Here is a 13,932-nt window from a genome sequence, read left to right on the forward strand (position 1 = left end):
TTTTACCAATTACCTGGGCATTACAGGACGAATGGGGCTTGGTTTGCAGGCAGCCCTGGCGCGGGCCCGTCAGGCCACATGGCTGTAGAGGCTCGGCATCTCGGGGTAGGGCAGGAGGGGCTGGTTTAGCTTGATGTGTTCGGCCAGGGCCTGGGTCTCGGGCATGGGGGTGTCCCCCAGCTCTTCGTGTAGGAATTTCACAAAGCGACGGTAGTGCTCGATGGCCCCGTAGCGATCCCCTGCGGCGGCCAGGCACCACATCAGGCGCTGGTGGTAGTTCTCGCCCAGGTAGGGGTCGGCTTTTAGCGCCCGCTGGAGATAGGTGGCGGCATTCCCCCAGTCGGTGCGGTCGTGGTAGATGAGGGCCACCTCGAGCAGGGCCTGCACGTAGGCGGTTTTGTGTTCTTCGCGGGCCTGCGAGACCCAGTTGGTCGAGAAACCCGGCAGATAATCGCCCCGGTACAGCGCAATGGCCTTGTGGTAGCTCTCCAGACGGGCTGTATCAGAGCTGGCCCGGTGGCCCTCGGACAGCGCCTGATAGAAGTTGTACAGGTCGGTGCTTTGCAAAACGACCTTGCTCAGGCTATAGCGTCCGTGATCCTCCTGAATGGCCTGGGGGTTCTGCAGGGCGCTGCGAACCCGAAAGAGCGTTACCCGGAAACGGTTGTTGGCTACCGGGTCGGGGTCGAGGCCCCACAGGGTCTCGAGGATTTCCGCCTTGCTTTTGCCCTCGGGGTACGAGAGCAGGTAGAAGAAAAGTTCCTCCGCTGTATGGGCATGCCAGATAGCAGGACGGCCTGCAACCAAAACCTCCACCTGGCCCAAGGTGCGTACCTCGAGCGCAGGCGCAGCCTGTTCTGAACGGTACGACATCCTTTTCATGGCTTAATTTTGTTACAAAACCATTACCGCTTCATCCGCCAAAAGGAGTAGAGGCTTCTGGAGTAGCGGGCTGGGAAAGTGCGTGATTTGCGGGCAGGGCAAGGTCATACGGCCAGGTTTTCCTGGGGTTGCTCTGCCCGCGCACGAGCGTTATAGCTGGTAACAGCCTGGTAATGCCTGGGATTCATCCTGGTTTCGAGTTTGGGAGGTGCTTGTGTTTCGTCACATCTTGGTTCCGGTGGGGCTGGGGGCGGGCAGCCTGGCGGCTGTTCAGCATGCCCTCAACCTTTCCCGCTGGTTGGGCTGCAAGGTGACGTTGCTGCATGTGCTCGAGAACACCAGCGCCTCGACCCCCGAGACCTTTGCCAGGATGGCGCAGGGGGCCCGCCACCCGCCGCGGGTGGTGCTGGTAGAGCCCGGCAGCCAGAACATTGGCGCAGTGGTAGCCCAAGCCGCCCAGCAAACCCACGCCGACCTGATTGTGATAGGCAGTCACGATCTTGCCCGGCCAGCCCCGGAGGTGCTGGGTTTGGTCGCCCAGAGCATTCTGGCCAACGCTACAGTGCCCGTTCAGGTGGTGCCCACGGGGATGCAGGCCCAGCGCAAGCCCTGGTTGCAACGCTTTTCGCTGCGTGAGGTGCACGAGGTTTGAGGCCTGCGTTGCCACTTGAGGACACTGCCTTTTGATGCCTCCTGCTGTCATCCGCTGGGAAAGGCCCGGCCCTCGAGGGTCTTTCCAAAAAGCGGCGAACACGGGCTTGGGAAACCGGTAAACTCTTTCTTGTGCGTCGCGGCCAGCTTTTAGGACTAATCTATCTCAACCTGGCTACACTGTTTTGGGGTAGCACTTTTGTGCTGGTGAAGGACAGCCTGGAAAGCCTGGAACCCGGACAGATCAACTTCGTGCGCTTTGCCATTGCCACGCTGGTTTTTGTGCCGTTTTTGTTCCGGCGCGACCCCAGGCTGTGGGTGGCGGGCCTCGAGCTCGGGGGGGTGTTGTTTGTGGCCTACCTGACCCAGACCGTGGGCCTGCAGCACACCACCGCCAGCCGCAGCGCCTTCATTACCACGCTGTACGTGGTGGCCCTGCCCATGCTGCTGGGGGTGCTGGGGCAGCGCCTGGGCTGGCCCATCTGGTCGTCGGCGGGGCTGGCTATTCTGGGGGTGGGGCTCCTGTCCTACGACGGCTCGCCGCTCAACCTGGGTGATGCGTGGACGCTGGGAACCGCCCTGTCGTATGCGGTGTATATCTGGCGCCTGGAGCACTTTGCCCAGCGTTTTTCGACCCTTGCCCTCACCGGCGTGCAGATGCTGACCGTCGCCCTTCTTTCGCTGGTCTGGATGTTCTGGGAAGGGCCTGTCTGGAATGCCGCCGGCTTTCCCTACTTTTCGCTTTTGTACCTGGGTCTGGTGGCCTCGGCGCTGTGCATCTGGCTACAGGCCCTGGGACAGCGCCTGGTTCCGGCGCCCCAGGCCGCGGTGATTTTTACCCTCGAGCCCGTGTATGCGGTGGCTTTCGCCTACGTTTTGCTGGGCGAGCGGCTGGGATTGCAGGGGTTGGTGGGGGCCGGTCTGATTATTGCCGCGACCCTGATCAGCCAGCTCAGAAGCGCAAAACCCCACCCCGAGCAGGTTACCCCGGAGATGTAGCCCCCCCTCGAGTTTGCGGGAGGCCCTGCCCCCATCCTTATTCGAGTTCAGACCCAGGCCGGACACGACCTGGGCAAGCCCACCCGGATGCTGAGCGAGGAGCAGGCCGACATCTACGCCTTTACCCTGCATCAAATGGGACTGGCCTGGCCGAAGCACCGGACGGGCGGGCGGCTTGCAGCAAGGCCAGCACTTCCTCATCAGAGGTCTGGGGAAAGTGTTCGTACCACAAGCCCACCGCCTGGAAAAAAGGCGGGGTGATCAGGCAGACCACCTCGTCCACCAGGGCCTGAATTTCCGCCACCGTATCGGGCGGCGCTACCGGCACGGCTACCACCAGCCGGGCGGGCTTTTTTTGCCGGGCCGCGGCGATGGCGGCCTTCATGGTGGCCCCGGTAGCCAGCCCATCGTCGACCAGTAAAACAGTCTTGCCCCTTAGGTCGGGGAAAGGCCGGTGGCCGCGGTACAGCTGCTCGCGGCGCTGTAGCTCGGCCAGCTGCTGCTGTTCGACGGCGGCGATGGTCTGGGCTGAAATCTGCAAACTGTCCACAATCTCCTGGTTGAGCACCCGCCCTCCGCCCGAGGCAATGGCCCCCATGGCCAGCTCTTCGTGGCCGGGGGTGCCCAGCTTGCGTACTACCCAGACCTCGAGGGGTGCCCCTAGTCGGCGGGCCACCTGAAAGGCCACCGGAACACCCCCTCGAGGCAGGCCAAACACCAGCAGGTTGGGTTGTTGATCATACCCCAGTTCCACCAGCCGCTCGGCCAGCAGTTCACCAGCCTGGCTGCGGTCTTTAAAGGGCCTCATGCTGACCTCCTGTTTAGCCATACCCAAAGGAACCCCTTGCTCCGCCCACCCTACCACCCAGGCATTACCGCTTGATTACAAATTTGGTCTGGCGCTGCTGGATGGCTACTTGACGCCTTTCGTCGGGCTATACTGCTTCAGGTGAGCCAAATTCGGGCCGAAAACCTCTCCAAGTTTTATCCGGTGGCCCTCAAAGAGCCCGGTTTTGTGGGCACCATGCGGCACTTTTTTAAGCGCAAATACCGGCAGGTAGAGGCGGTCAGAAACGTATCGTTTCAGATTGCACCGGGCGAAGTGGTGGGCTTTTTGGGGCCTAATGGGGCTGGCAAGACCACCACCCTCAAGCTGCTGTCGGGCCTGATCTACCCCAGCGCGGGGCGGGTAGAAGTGGCCGGACACCAGCCCTTCAAGCGAGAGTATGCTTTCTTGCGCAAGATCACCCTGGTAATGGGCAACAAGCAGCAGCTCATCTGGGACCTGCCGGCAGCCGACAGCTTTCGGGTGAACGCTGCGGTGTACGAAATTCCCGAGGTTGAGTTCAAAAAGCGTGTTGCCGAGCTGAGCGAGATGCTTTCGCTGGAGGGAAAGCTAAACCAGCCTGTGCGCAAACTGAGCCTGGGCGAGCGCATGAAGGCCGAACTGCTGGCGGCGCTTTTGCACCGGCCCCAGGTTTTGTTTCTGGACGAGCCCACCCTGGGGCTGGATGTCAACGCCCAGGTAGCGGTGCGGGAGTTTTTGCGTGCCTACAACCAGCGTTACCAGGCCACCATTCTGCTCACCAGCCACTACATGGCCGACATCACCGCCCTATGTGAGCGGGTTTTGATGATTCACCGGGGGGGTCTGATCTACGATGGGGGGCTGGAGGGGCTGCTCGAGCGCTTCGCCCCATACCGCGAGGTGCGCCTGCAGCTGGGGCAGCCTATAGCCAGAGCGCGGCTGGAGCAGTTTGGCGAGGTGCGGGCCTGGGAGGGGCTCGAGGCCCGGCTTTTAGTACGTAGGGAAGACCTGGTGGCCCTGGTGAGCCGGATGCTGCACGAGCTACCCATAGACGACCTGGAAGTGCGGGAGCCCGCCATCGAAGAGGTAATTGGACAGGTGTTTGCCAACTCCAGCCTGATGGCTGAAGGCTGAGGCAGCGGCTGGATTTCCCGGTGCTGGGCTTTTAGTGGTCAATCATTGGTGTAAAAACCCGGCCTGGCACAGACCAATGACCCTTGGTGGCCTTCTGCTGCCTGGGTTAGGCTATTGCGTAGAGCTATGGAACGCACCGAACTGCTGAAAAGGCTTGCCTCGGAAACCTTCGACCTATTGGTAATCGGTGGAGGTGCCACCGGGGCAGGGGTGGCCCTTGAAGCTGCGAGCCGGGGTCTGAAAACCGCCCTGGTGGAGCGCTACGATTTTTCCGAGGGCACCTCGAGCCGCAGCACCAAGCTGATTCACGGGGGGGTACGCTACCTGGAGCTTGCCGTCAAGACCTTTGACAAAGTGCAGCTCAACCTGGTGCGCGACGCGCTGCATGAGCGGGCCACCATGATTAAGAACGCACCCCACCTGGCCCGCCCCCTGTGGCTTCTGACCCCTTTGTATAGGGTCTGGGAAGTGCCTTACTACTACACCGGACTGAAGCTGTACGACCTTCTGGCCGGCGGAGCCCGCCTGCAGCCTGCACAGTTCATCAATGCCCAAGGTACCCTGGAACGTTTCCCTTTGGTTAAACCCAAGGGTCTCAAAGGTGCGGTGGCCTACCAGGATGGGCAGTTCGACGATGCCCGCTTTAATGTGGAACTGGCGCTGACTGCTGCTCAGCAGGGGGCGGTGGTGCTCAACTATGCCCAGGTAACAGCCCTGCCCAAGCAAAACGGCCGCCTGGTGGGTGCGGTTGTACAAGACCGCCTGGGTGGTGGCGAAGTGGAGGTGGCCGCCAGGGTGGTGGTCAACGCCACCGGCCCTTTCTCCGACGCCATCAGGCGCATGGACGACCCCAGCACACCGCCTTTGCTGAAGGCCAGTTCGGGAATTCACATCGTGCTGGACAAAAAATATAGCCCCTCCGATACAGGCCTGCTGATTCCCAGAACCGAGGATGGGCGGGTGGTGTTCGTGCTGCCGTGGCAGGGTGCAACCCTGGTGGGTACTACCGACCACCCTGCCCCAATCGTAGACCACCCCAGGGTGAGTGAAGAGGAGATCGGCTACGTGCTCAGGCAGGTTAAGCCCTACCTGGGTGAGATTCCAAGGGAAGCCGTGCGGGCCAGCTGGTCGGGGCTGCGCCCTTTGGTCTCGCGCCCCGAGGCCGACACCGCCCGGCTGGCTCGAGACCACCTGATTCAGCAAAGCCCTTCGGGGCTACTGACCCTTACCGGCGGCAAGTGGACCACCTACCGCAAGATGGCGCTGGATCTGGTCAACTATGCCGTGGGGCAGTTTGGCCTGCAAGCAGGCCCCTCCTGCACTGAGCAAATCCCGCTTCTGGGGGGGCAGGGTTTTGTGCCAGATGGAGCCAAAAAGCTAAAGCAGATGGGTTTTCCCCCGGATGTTGCCCAGCACCTCCACCAGGCCTATGGCTCCCGTGCCCCGCTGGTGGCCCAGATTGCGGCGCAAGGTTACGACCATCGGCTGGCGCAGGAGTGGCCCTACCTCGAGGCCGAGGTCATTTATGCCGCCCGCTACGAGATGGCCCAGACCCCCCTCGACGTGCTGGCCCGCCGCACCCGTCTGGCCTTCCTCGATACTTCAGCGGCACTGGCGGCTGTGCCTCAGGTAGCTGAACTGATGGGCTGTGAACTGGGATGGGATACAGATCGGAAGTTGCTCGAGCAGGAAAAAGCCAGAGCCCAGATCCTCGAGGCCATCTAGCGCTTTATCCGCACAATAGCCCAGGCTGTCTGTGGAAGACAGCGTACTGGAGCGCTTGTGAGAATGGCAACAAATTGAAGTATTAAGAATGGATTCTGTATACAAACAAAAGTGGTTGCACGAATAAGGCACTACCTAAATTTACAAGCCCTCATCTCACCATTTGATTTGCTCGTTCTGGATAGGATTAAGCCCGGATGCCAGAAACAGAAAAAGCCACCCTGTACTACCAGAACAAAACCATCCGCTATACCATCCGCCGCAGTGCCCGCCGCCGGACGGTGGGTATTACCATTGACGTTCAAGGGGTGCGGGTTGCTGCACCCAAACGCATGCCCCTGGAGCAGGTCGTTGCCCTGGTCAATACCAAAGCCCGCTGGATTGCTGAAAAATACAGCGAGTTTAAGAGCCGCCTGGAGCCACGAAAGCGATTTGTGAGTGGGGAAGAATTCCTGTACCTGGGCCGCCGGGTTAGCCTGCAGGTGCAGACTGAACCTGTGGCCGGAAGCAAGCGCTGTCCGGATGCCCTCTTTCAGCCCGAGCTCTTCGACTTCGACTTTTTGCCCAGGCCCAGAAGCCAGGCCGCGGTGGCCCTCAAGGGCAATGTTTTGCTGGTGCAGGCCGGGACTCCAAACGTGCACAGCGAAGAGGTGCGCGAGATGCTGGAAAACTGGTACAGGGTTCGCGCGGAGGAGGTTATTACCCGGCGGGTAAAGCACTACGCCGACGAGCTGGGCTGGCCCATGCCCAGGGTGCTCATCCGCAACCAGAAAAAGCGCTGGGGGAGCTGTAACGCCAAAGGCGAGCTGCGCTTTAACTGGCGGCTGGTCATGCTGCCCCTGCGGGTGCTGGACTATGTGGTGGTGCACGAGATGGCCCACCTGAAGGTGCTCAACCACAGCCCCCGCTTCTGGGCCCTGGTCGAACAGATCATGCCCGACTACAAAGCCCGACATCAGGCTTTGCACGAACTGGGCCTGGGTCTGTACTGGTAGCCAGAAGCCGGTATGACCTGTGGGCTGCTCACCCCCGGGGGAGTTCAGGCCTCACAGTTGCGCCAGGGCAGATTGGCAAAACCAGCGGAATGAGTCAATGCATACCTGGCGCAATTCCTAAAGCGAACTTTCGGTACGGCGTCTCGCATTTCGCTTATGGAGACACTACTGCCTCAGGGGGCCAGCCGCTCAATGTTCCAGCTGCCATCCGGCTGCAGGCGGTAGACCAGCCGGTCGTGCAGGCGGTTGGGGCGACCCTGCCAGAACTCAAAGGTGTCGGGCTTCAGGCGGTAGCCCCCCCAGTGGGCCGGGCGGGGCACGGTTTCGGGGTAGCGGGCCTTAAGCTCGGCGATGCGCTGCTCGAGTACCTCCCGGCTGGCAATCACCTCACTCTGGGGGCTGGCCGCCGCCCCAATCTGGCTGTCGTAGGGGCGGCTGGCAAAGTACTCGTCGGAGAGCTGGGGTTCAACCTGCTCGACCTGCCCCTCGACACGCACCTGACGCTCCAGCGGGGGCCACCAGAAGTTCAGGCAGGCCCAGGGGTTGGCCTCGAGCTCCCTACCTTTGCGGCTGTGGTAGTTGCTAAAAAACACCAGACCCCGCTCATCCAGCCCCCGCAGCAGCACCACCCGGCTGCTGGGGCGGCCATTGGCCCCCACGGTGGAGAGGGTCATGCCGTGGGGCTCGTAGAGGTGGGTCTCGAGGGCCTCGGCCAGCCAGCGCTCTAGCTGCCGGAAGGGGCTGGGGTCGGCGTCCTGCTCGTTCAGGGTGCCGTAGGTGTAGTCGCTACGAAGGTCGCGCAGCATGCCTTTATTCTGCCCTTTCCCCAGGGCCGCAATTGGGGGCCTTACTCACCTCGAGGGTACACGATATAGCCCCCCGAGCGCTCGTCGCGCTCGAGGCGCAAAAGCCCCCGGCGCTGGGCTTCCTCCAGCAGGGCGCTAAAGGAGCGGAAGCCATAGGAGGCCTCGTTGAAGCCCGGTTTGCGCCGCTTGAGGGTCTGTTTGACCAGCGAGCTCAGGATGCGCTCCTCCCCACCGCGCTCGGCTTGCAGGGCCAGAAGGGTCTCGACCGCCAGCTCGAGGGCCTCCTGCTGTTTATCCTGCGGCGTTTCGACAGCTTTGCTCCTGGCGCCTGGTTTGCTGGGCTTGGCAACCCGTTTTTGGGCCAGCTCCTCTTGCACCAGGTCGTCGTAGAAGATGAACTCGTCGCAGGCCGCGGTCAGCAAGTCGGAGGTGGATTTTTTGACCCCCACCCCAATGACCAGCCGGTTGTTTTCCCGCAGCTTGGAGACCAGCGGCGAGAAGTCGGAGTCCCCGCTGATGATGACAAAGGTGTCCACGTGCGACTTGGTGTAGCAAAGGTCGAGGGCGTCGACCACCAGCCGGATGTCGGCGGAGTTTTTGCCCGAGAGGCGGGTGTGGGGAATCTCGATCAGCTCGAAGCCCGCCTCGTGCATGGTGGCTTTGAACTCCTTGTAGCGCTCCCAGTCGCAATAGGCCTTGCGGACCACAATGCTGCCTTTGAGCAAGAGCCGCTCGAGGATTTTCTGGATGTCGAAGCGGGGGTACTTGGCTTCCCGCACCCCCAGGGCGATGTTCTCGAAATCGCAAAACAAGGCCATGTTTTTGATGTCGGATCGGCCTGCCATGATTCACCTTGCTCAAGTATAGGGGTCATACCAGATTCGGTTAGTTCGTCACCGAATGGTGGCGAACTAACCCGACCAAAGGGAGTGCTCTAGGATTCAAAAAGATAGCCTCTTAGGATTTTTTGTTTGAAGACTATCTTTTTGAATCCGGTATCAGGTGCTTTTTTCTGCCCCCCACAACCGCTGGTAACGCCCTGGTAATTGGCCGGGTTCAGTCTTATCTGGAAGAAGCGCCTACCCCAGGCTGTTGAGCGAGGTTGACCATGACGACGCCGCAAACCTTCCCCTGCGAACCGGTTTTTATTCCCCTTGGTTCTGTCGCCGTGCTGGCGGGTGATCTCTGTATCCCCCCGGGGGCCAGTGGGGTGGTGGTTTTTGCCCACGGCAGCGGCAGCAGCCGGCACAGCCCGCGCAACCGCTATGTGGCCCAGGAGCTACAGCACGCTGGGCTGGCGACCCTGCTGCTGGACCTGCTCACCGAGGCCGAGGAGCAGCGGGATATTCACACCCGGCAGTACCGTTTTGATATTGGCCTGCTGGCCGAACGCCTGGTGGCCTCGAGCGAGTGGCTGGCCCAACAGCCCACAACCCGGCAGCTCGAGCAGGCCTATTTTGGGGCCAGCACCGGGGCTGCGGCGGCCCTGATGGCGGCGGCGCGGCTTCCAGAGCGGATTCGGGCGGTGGTTTCCCGTGGGGGGCGGCCCGACCTGGCTGGGGATGCCCTGGAAAAGGTCAGGGCCCCCACCCTGCTGCTGGTGGGGGGCTGGGACGAGGGGGTGCTACAGCTCAACCAGCAGGCCTTCGAGCGGCTTTCCTGCGAGAAAAAGCTGGTGGTGGTGCCGGGGGCTACCCACCTCTTTGAGGAGCCGGGGAAGCTCGAGGAAGTGGCCCGGCTGGCACGGGGCTGGTTTGTGAAGCATCTGGGCCTGGCCAAGGGGGCGGAACATGCTTGAACCCACAAGCCTGGAGGCCAACCTGCTACCGGTAGACGCGCTGCGCAACTCCTGCGATCCCCAGCGCTTTGCCTTTCGCACCACCGCCGAGCTCGAGCCCCTGCAGGAATTTCCCGGCCAGGAGCGGGCCATCCGGGCCTTGCAGTTTGGGCTGACCATCCGCCATGAAGGCTACAACCTGTTTGCCCTGGGGCCCATGGGGGTGGGCAAGCTCAGTCTGGTGCGCCACTTTACCCAGGCCCAGGCCGAGCTCGAGCCCCCCGCCCAGGACTGGGCCTATGTGCACAACTTCCTCGAGCCCCACAAGCCCCAGGCCCTGCGCCTTCCTGCCGGACGGGGTGCCCAGCTCAAAGCCAGTATGGAGCGCCTGGTGGAGGAGTTGCGGGTGGCCATTCCGGCAGCTTTCGAGAGCGAGGACTACCGCACCCGGCGGCAGATTATCGAAGAGGAGCTCAAGCAAAAACAACAGGCCAGCTTCGATGCCCTCCAGGCCGAGGCCAACCAGCAGGGCATCGCCATCATCCGCACCCCCATGGGCATGGGACTGGCCCCGGTGCGCAACCGGGAAATCATCACCCCCGAAGAGTTCGAGAAGCTGCCCGAAGAAGAACAAAAGCGTATCCAGGAAGCCATGGAGACCCTGCACCAGAAGCTGCAGGCCATCCTGCAGCAAGCCCCACAGTGGGAGAGCGAGCGGCGGGCCAAAATCCGTGAGCTGGGCCGCGAGGTAACCCGCCACGCCATTGCCCACCTGCTGGGCGGGGTGCGCGCTTTTTACCTCGAGCTGCCCGAGGTGCTGGGGTACCTGGAGATGGTCGAGCAAGACCTGATCGAGAACGCCGGGCAGTTCATGGCAGCCCCGGGCGACGCGGAGAACCCCCTCGAGGCCGCTTTGGGCAAGATGCTCGCCGACAGCCGCAGCTTCGAGCGCTACCGGGTGAACCTGCTGGTGGACAACTCCGGCAGCCGGGGGGCCCCGGTGGTGGAAGAAGACTACCCCTCGCTGGCCAACCTGCTGGGCCGCATCGAGTACCGCGCCCAGTTTGGCAACCTGGTCACCGACTTCACCCTGATTCGCCCGGGGGCCCTGCACCGCGCCAATGGGGGCTATCTGATTCTGGATGCCCGGCGGGTGCTGTTGCAGCCGTATGCCTGGGAGGAGCTCAAACGGGCCCTGCGGGCCAAAGAGATCCAGATTCGCTCGGTGAGCGATGTGCTGGGTCTGAGCAGCACCGTCACCCTGCAACCGGCCCCCATTCCCCTGCAGGTCAAGGTGATTCTGGTGGGGGATCGGCTGCTCTTTTACCTGCTCTCGGCCTACGACCCCGACTTCCTCGAGCTGTTCAAGGTGGCTGCCGACTTCGAGGACGCCCAGGAGCGCACCCCCGAAAGCGAAGAGGCCTATGCGCGGCTGATTGCTTTGCTGGCCCAGCGCGAGCAGCTGCGGCCCCTGGAAAGAGAGGCGGTGGCCCGGGTGATCGAGCACGGGTCGCGTCTGGCCGCCGACGCCCACAAGCTCTCGACCGCGCTCGAGGCCCTCCTGGATCTGCTGCGCGAGGCCGACCACTGGGCCGCCCAGGCCCAGCACCCGGTCATTACTGCCCAGGATGTCGAGCAGGCCATCCAGCAGCAGGTCTACCGGGCCAGCCGCCTTAAGGAACGCCTGCAGGAGGCGGTGCGGCGGGGTGTCCTGCTGGTGGACACCCGCGGGGCCAGGGTGGGGCAGGTCAACGGGCTTACCGTGCTTAACCTGGGGGGCTATAGCTTTGGGCACCCCACCCGCATCACCGCGCGGGTACGGCTGGGCAAAGGCGAGGTGGTGGACATCGAGCGCGAGGTGGCGCTGGGAGGCCCCCTGCACTCCAAGGGGGTGCTGATTCTGGCCGGATTCCTGGGCGAGCGCTACGCCCGCGAGCGGCCCCTCTCGCTCTCGGCCAGCCTGGTCTTCGAGCAGTCGTATAGCGGGGTGGAGGGCGACAGTGCCTCCATGGCCGAGCTGTGCGCCATTCTTTCGGCTCTGGCCCAGGTGCCCATCCGCCAGGGGATTGCCATTACCGGCTCGGTTAACCAGCACGGCCAGGCCCAGCCCATTGGTGGGGTCAACGAAAAAATCGAGGGCTTCTTCGAGGTTTGCCGCGATGCGGGCCTGAATGGCGAGCAAGGGGTGATTATTCCCCGGGCCAACGTTCAGCACCTGATGCTAAGACCCGAGGTGGTGGCAGCAGTGGCGCAGGGGCAGTTCAAGGTCTGGGCGGTGGACACGGTGGACGAGGCCCTTTCGATTCTCACGGGCCAGGAGGCGGGTGAACGGGGCGAGGACGGGCGCTTCCCCCAGGGCAGCCTGAATGCCCGGGTGGAGGCCCAACTGATGGCCTTTGCCGAGCAGGTACGGGCCTTTGCTGCGCCGCCTGCAGGGGGGGGTGCATGAACCGCATCCGCCGGGTCATTCTGGCCCTGGATGTGGCCGCCCGCGACGCCCAGAGCATCGCTGCGGCGGTGGAGCTGGCCGCCCGGCTGGGGGCCGAGGTGCTGGGGCTTTTCCTGGAAGACCCCCGCCTCCTGCGCTGGGCCCGCCTGCCGGTGGCCCGCCAGGTCAGTCCCTGGGGCGGCGGGGTAGACCCAGCGCGGCTGGAGGCCCAGTTACGGGCCCTGGCGGCCCAGGCCCAGGCCGAGCTCGAGCAGGCCGCCCGGCGGCTGGGGGTGGCCTGGCAGGCCCAAGTTTTGCGGGGGGAGCTCGAGCGAGCCCTGAACGAAGGGGTGGCGCAGGAGGATTTATGGGTGATTGGCACCGCAGGCCGGGTGATGGGCCTGGCGGTGCCGACCCCCGCTGCGCTGCGGCTGGTGCTGCCCCAGGCGGCGCGCTGGGTCTTGTTGCAGCCGCGGGGGGTGCCGTTTTGGCATCCGATGGTGGTTCTGCACCCCCAGGCCAGCAACCCCGAGGCCCTGCTGGAAGCAGCCCGGGCCTTCATGGAGGACCCCTCCCAGCCCCTGACGGTGGTGATACTGGGCGAAAATGGCCTGACCTCTGCCGTGCAGGCCTGGCAGGTGCGACAGGGCGCCCTGATCCGGCCCGTGCACCTGTGGGAGGTTGGCCTGGAACAACTGCTCCAGGTCTTTGCCCGCAGCGGCTGCGATGGGCTGGTGGTCGGGGCCGACCTGCCCCTGCTGGCCGGGGAAGGCTTGGAGGATCTGCTGGCCCGTTTGTCGGCGCCGCTGCTGGTGGTGCGATGAAAAACGCCGAAGTTGCTCGACTATTGGCCCAAGCTGGGCTGGGAGGAAGGACATGGTTTCCATTTGCCTGACAGGTGATCTGATGCTGGGCCGCCTGGTGAACGAGGTCCTGCTGCGCTACGGGCCAGCTTACCCCTTCGGAAACGTGCTGGAGGAACTGCACCAAGCCGACCTGCGGGTGGTCAACCTCGAGTGCGTCATCTCCGATAGGGGCAGGCCCTTTAGCCGCTGGGAAAAGGCCTTCCACTTCCGCGCCCATCCCCGTGCCCTCGAGGCCCTCCAGCTGGCCCGCATAGACTGCGTGGTGCTGGCCAACAACCATGTGCTCGACTACCAGGAGGAAGCCTTCTTGCAGATGCTGGAACTGCTCGAGCAGGCCCGAATTGCCTATGTGGGTGCGGGCAGGAACCTCGAGCAGGCCCGTCGCCCGGCCATTTTGCAGGCCGCGAACTTGAAGGTGGGTGTGGTGGCCTTCACCGACAACGAACCGGGCTGGAAAGCAGGCCAGGATGCGCCGGGCACCCATTACCTGCCGGCTGTCCCTGAATCTGTTGCGGTGTTGCGTGAGCAAATTGAGGAGGCCCGAAGGCTGGGCGCCGGGCTGGTGATGGTTTCGGCCCACTGGGGGCCCAATATGCGCCTGCGCCCGCCGCCTCTGTTTCGTGCCTTTGCCCGGGCGGTGATAGAGGCCGGGGCCGATGTTTTTCACGGCCATAGCGCCCACGTCTTCCAGGGCATTGAGGTCTACCGTGGCAGGCCCATCCTCTACGACTGCGGCGATTTTGTGGACGACTACGCGGTAGACCCCCTTTTGCGCAACGACTGGGGCCTTTTATACCGGCTTCCTAAGTACACGACAAAAGTTGAAAAACATGGACAGGGACACGGAGGGAACGATTTCTA

The 13,932-nt window shown here is 63.2% G+C and carries 13 protein-coding genes; 9 read left to right on the top strand and 4 right to left on the bottom strand.

Features of this window, described 5'->3' with window-relative positions:
* Positions 1 to 69 precede the first annotated feature (69 nt).
* Positions 70 to 882, bottom strand: coding sequence for an AfsR/SARP family transcriptional regulator (locus tag ABWU19_RS08820; protein WP_435901338.1), 813 nt, complete (start codon positions 880 to 882; stop codon positions 70 to 72).
* A gap of 214 nt (positions 883 to 1,096) precedes the next feature.
* Here ABWU19_RS08820 and ABWU19_RS08825 point away from each other — a divergent pair, with 214 nt between their 5' ends.
* On the top strand, positions 1,097 to 1,534 hold the full coding sequence (locus tag ABWU19_RS08825) for a universal stress protein (RefSeq protein ID WP_435901339.1): 438 nt from the start codon (positions 1,097 to 1,099) through the stop codon (positions 1,532 to 1,534).
* Positions 1,535 to 1,665: 131 nt separating this feature from the next.
* Positions 1,666 to 2,532, top strand: a complete 867-nt coding sequence (locus tag ABWU19_RS08830) for a DMT family transporter (protein ID WP_435901340.1) — start codon at positions 1,666 to 1,668, stop codon at positions 2,530 to 2,532.
* A 121-nt stretch (positions 2,533 to 2,653) separates the two neighbouring features.
* On the opposite strand, the gene ABWU19_RS08835 is transcribed toward ABWU19_RS08830, so the two are convergent.
* Complete coding sequence (locus tag ABWU19_RS08835) at positions 2,654 to 3,340, bottom strand: phosphoribosyltransferase (protein ID WP_435901341.1); 687 nt, start codon at positions 3,338 to 3,340, stop codon at positions 2,654 to 2,656.
* Positions 3,341 to 3,481: 141 nt separating this feature from the next.
* Between ABWU19_RS08835 and ABWU19_RS08840 the strand changes: the two genes are divergently transcribed.
* The 3 genes from ABWU19_RS08840 (at position 3,482) to ABWU19_RS08850 (ending at position 7,194) form a co-directional block, all read left to right on the top strand.
* Positions 3,482 to 4,474 carry an ABC transporter ATP-binding protein gene (locus ABWU19_RS08840; RefSeq protein ID WP_435901342.1) on the top strand — a complete coding sequence of 331 codons (993 nt, stop codon included), beginning with the start codon at positions 3,482 to 3,484 and terminating at the stop codon, positions 4,472 to 4,474.
* Positions 4,475 to 4,600: 126 nt separating this feature from the next.
* Complete coding sequence (locus tag ABWU19_RS08845; protein ID WP_435901343.1) at positions 4,601 to 6,199, top strand: FAD-dependent oxidoreductase; 1,599 nt, start codon at positions 4,601 to 4,603, stop codon at positions 6,197 to 6,199.
* Positions 6,200 to 6,396: 197 nt separating this feature from the next.
* Complete coding sequence (locus ABWU19_RS08850) at positions 6,397 to 7,194, top strand: M48 family metallopeptidase (protein ID WP_435901344.1); 798 nt, start codon at positions 6,397 to 6,399, stop codon at positions 7,192 to 7,194.
* Positions 7,195 to 7,367: 173 nt separating this feature from the next.
* Here the strand turns inward: ABWU19_RS08850 and pdxH are convergent, their stop codons facing one another.
* Both pdxH and ABWU19_RS08860 read right to left on the bottom strand, forming a co-directional pair.
* Complete coding sequence (gene pdxH, locus ABWU19_RS08855; protein ID WP_435901345.1) at positions 7,368 to 8,000, bottom strand: pyridoxamine 5'-phosphate oxidase; 633 nt, start codon at positions 7,998 to 8,000, stop codon at positions 7,368 to 7,370.
* Between the two features lie 41 nt (positions 8,001 to 8,041).
* On the bottom strand, positions 8,042 to 8,845 hold the full coding sequence (locus ABWU19_RS08860) for an NYN domain-containing protein (protein ID WP_435901346.1): 804 nt from the start codon (positions 8,843 to 8,845) through the stop codon (positions 8,042 to 8,044).
* 263 nt (positions 8,846 to 9,108) lie between these two features.
* Here ABWU19_RS08860 and ABWU19_RS08865 point away from each other — a divergent pair, with 263 nt between their 5' ends.
* The 4 genes from ABWU19_RS08865 to ABWU19_RS08880 all read left to right on the top strand — a co-directional run.
* Complete coding sequence (locus ABWU19_RS08865; RefSeq protein ID WP_435901347.1) at positions 9,109 to 9,798, top strand: dienelactone hydrolase family protein; 690 nt, start codon at positions 9,109 to 9,111, stop codon at positions 9,796 to 9,798.
* Complete coding sequence (locus tag ABWU19_RS08870; RefSeq protein ID WP_435901348.1) at positions 9,791 to 12,226, top strand: Lon protease family protein; 2,436 nt, start codon at positions 9,791 to 9,793, stop codon at positions 12,224 to 12,226. Before ABWU19_RS08865 ends, ABWU19_RS08870 begins: the two co-directional genes overlap by 8 nt.
* On the top strand, positions 12,223 to 13,029 hold the full coding sequence (locus tag ABWU19_RS08875) for a hypothetical protein (protein ID WP_435901349.1): 807 nt from the start codon (positions 12,223 to 12,225) through the stop codon (positions 13,027 to 13,029). Before ABWU19_RS08870 ends, ABWU19_RS08875 begins: the two co-directional genes overlap by 4 nt.
* 52 nt (positions 13,030 to 13,081) lie before the next feature.
* The coding region (locus ABWU19_RS08880) for a CapA family protein (protein ID WP_435901350.1) at positions 13,082 to 13,932 on the top strand (851 nt) is incomplete at its 3' end.

The organism is Meiothermus cerbereus (assembly GCF_051297115.1).
Taxonomy (GTDB): Bacteria; Deinococcota; Deinococci; order Deinococcales; family Thermaceae; genus Meiothermus; species Meiothermus cerbereus_A.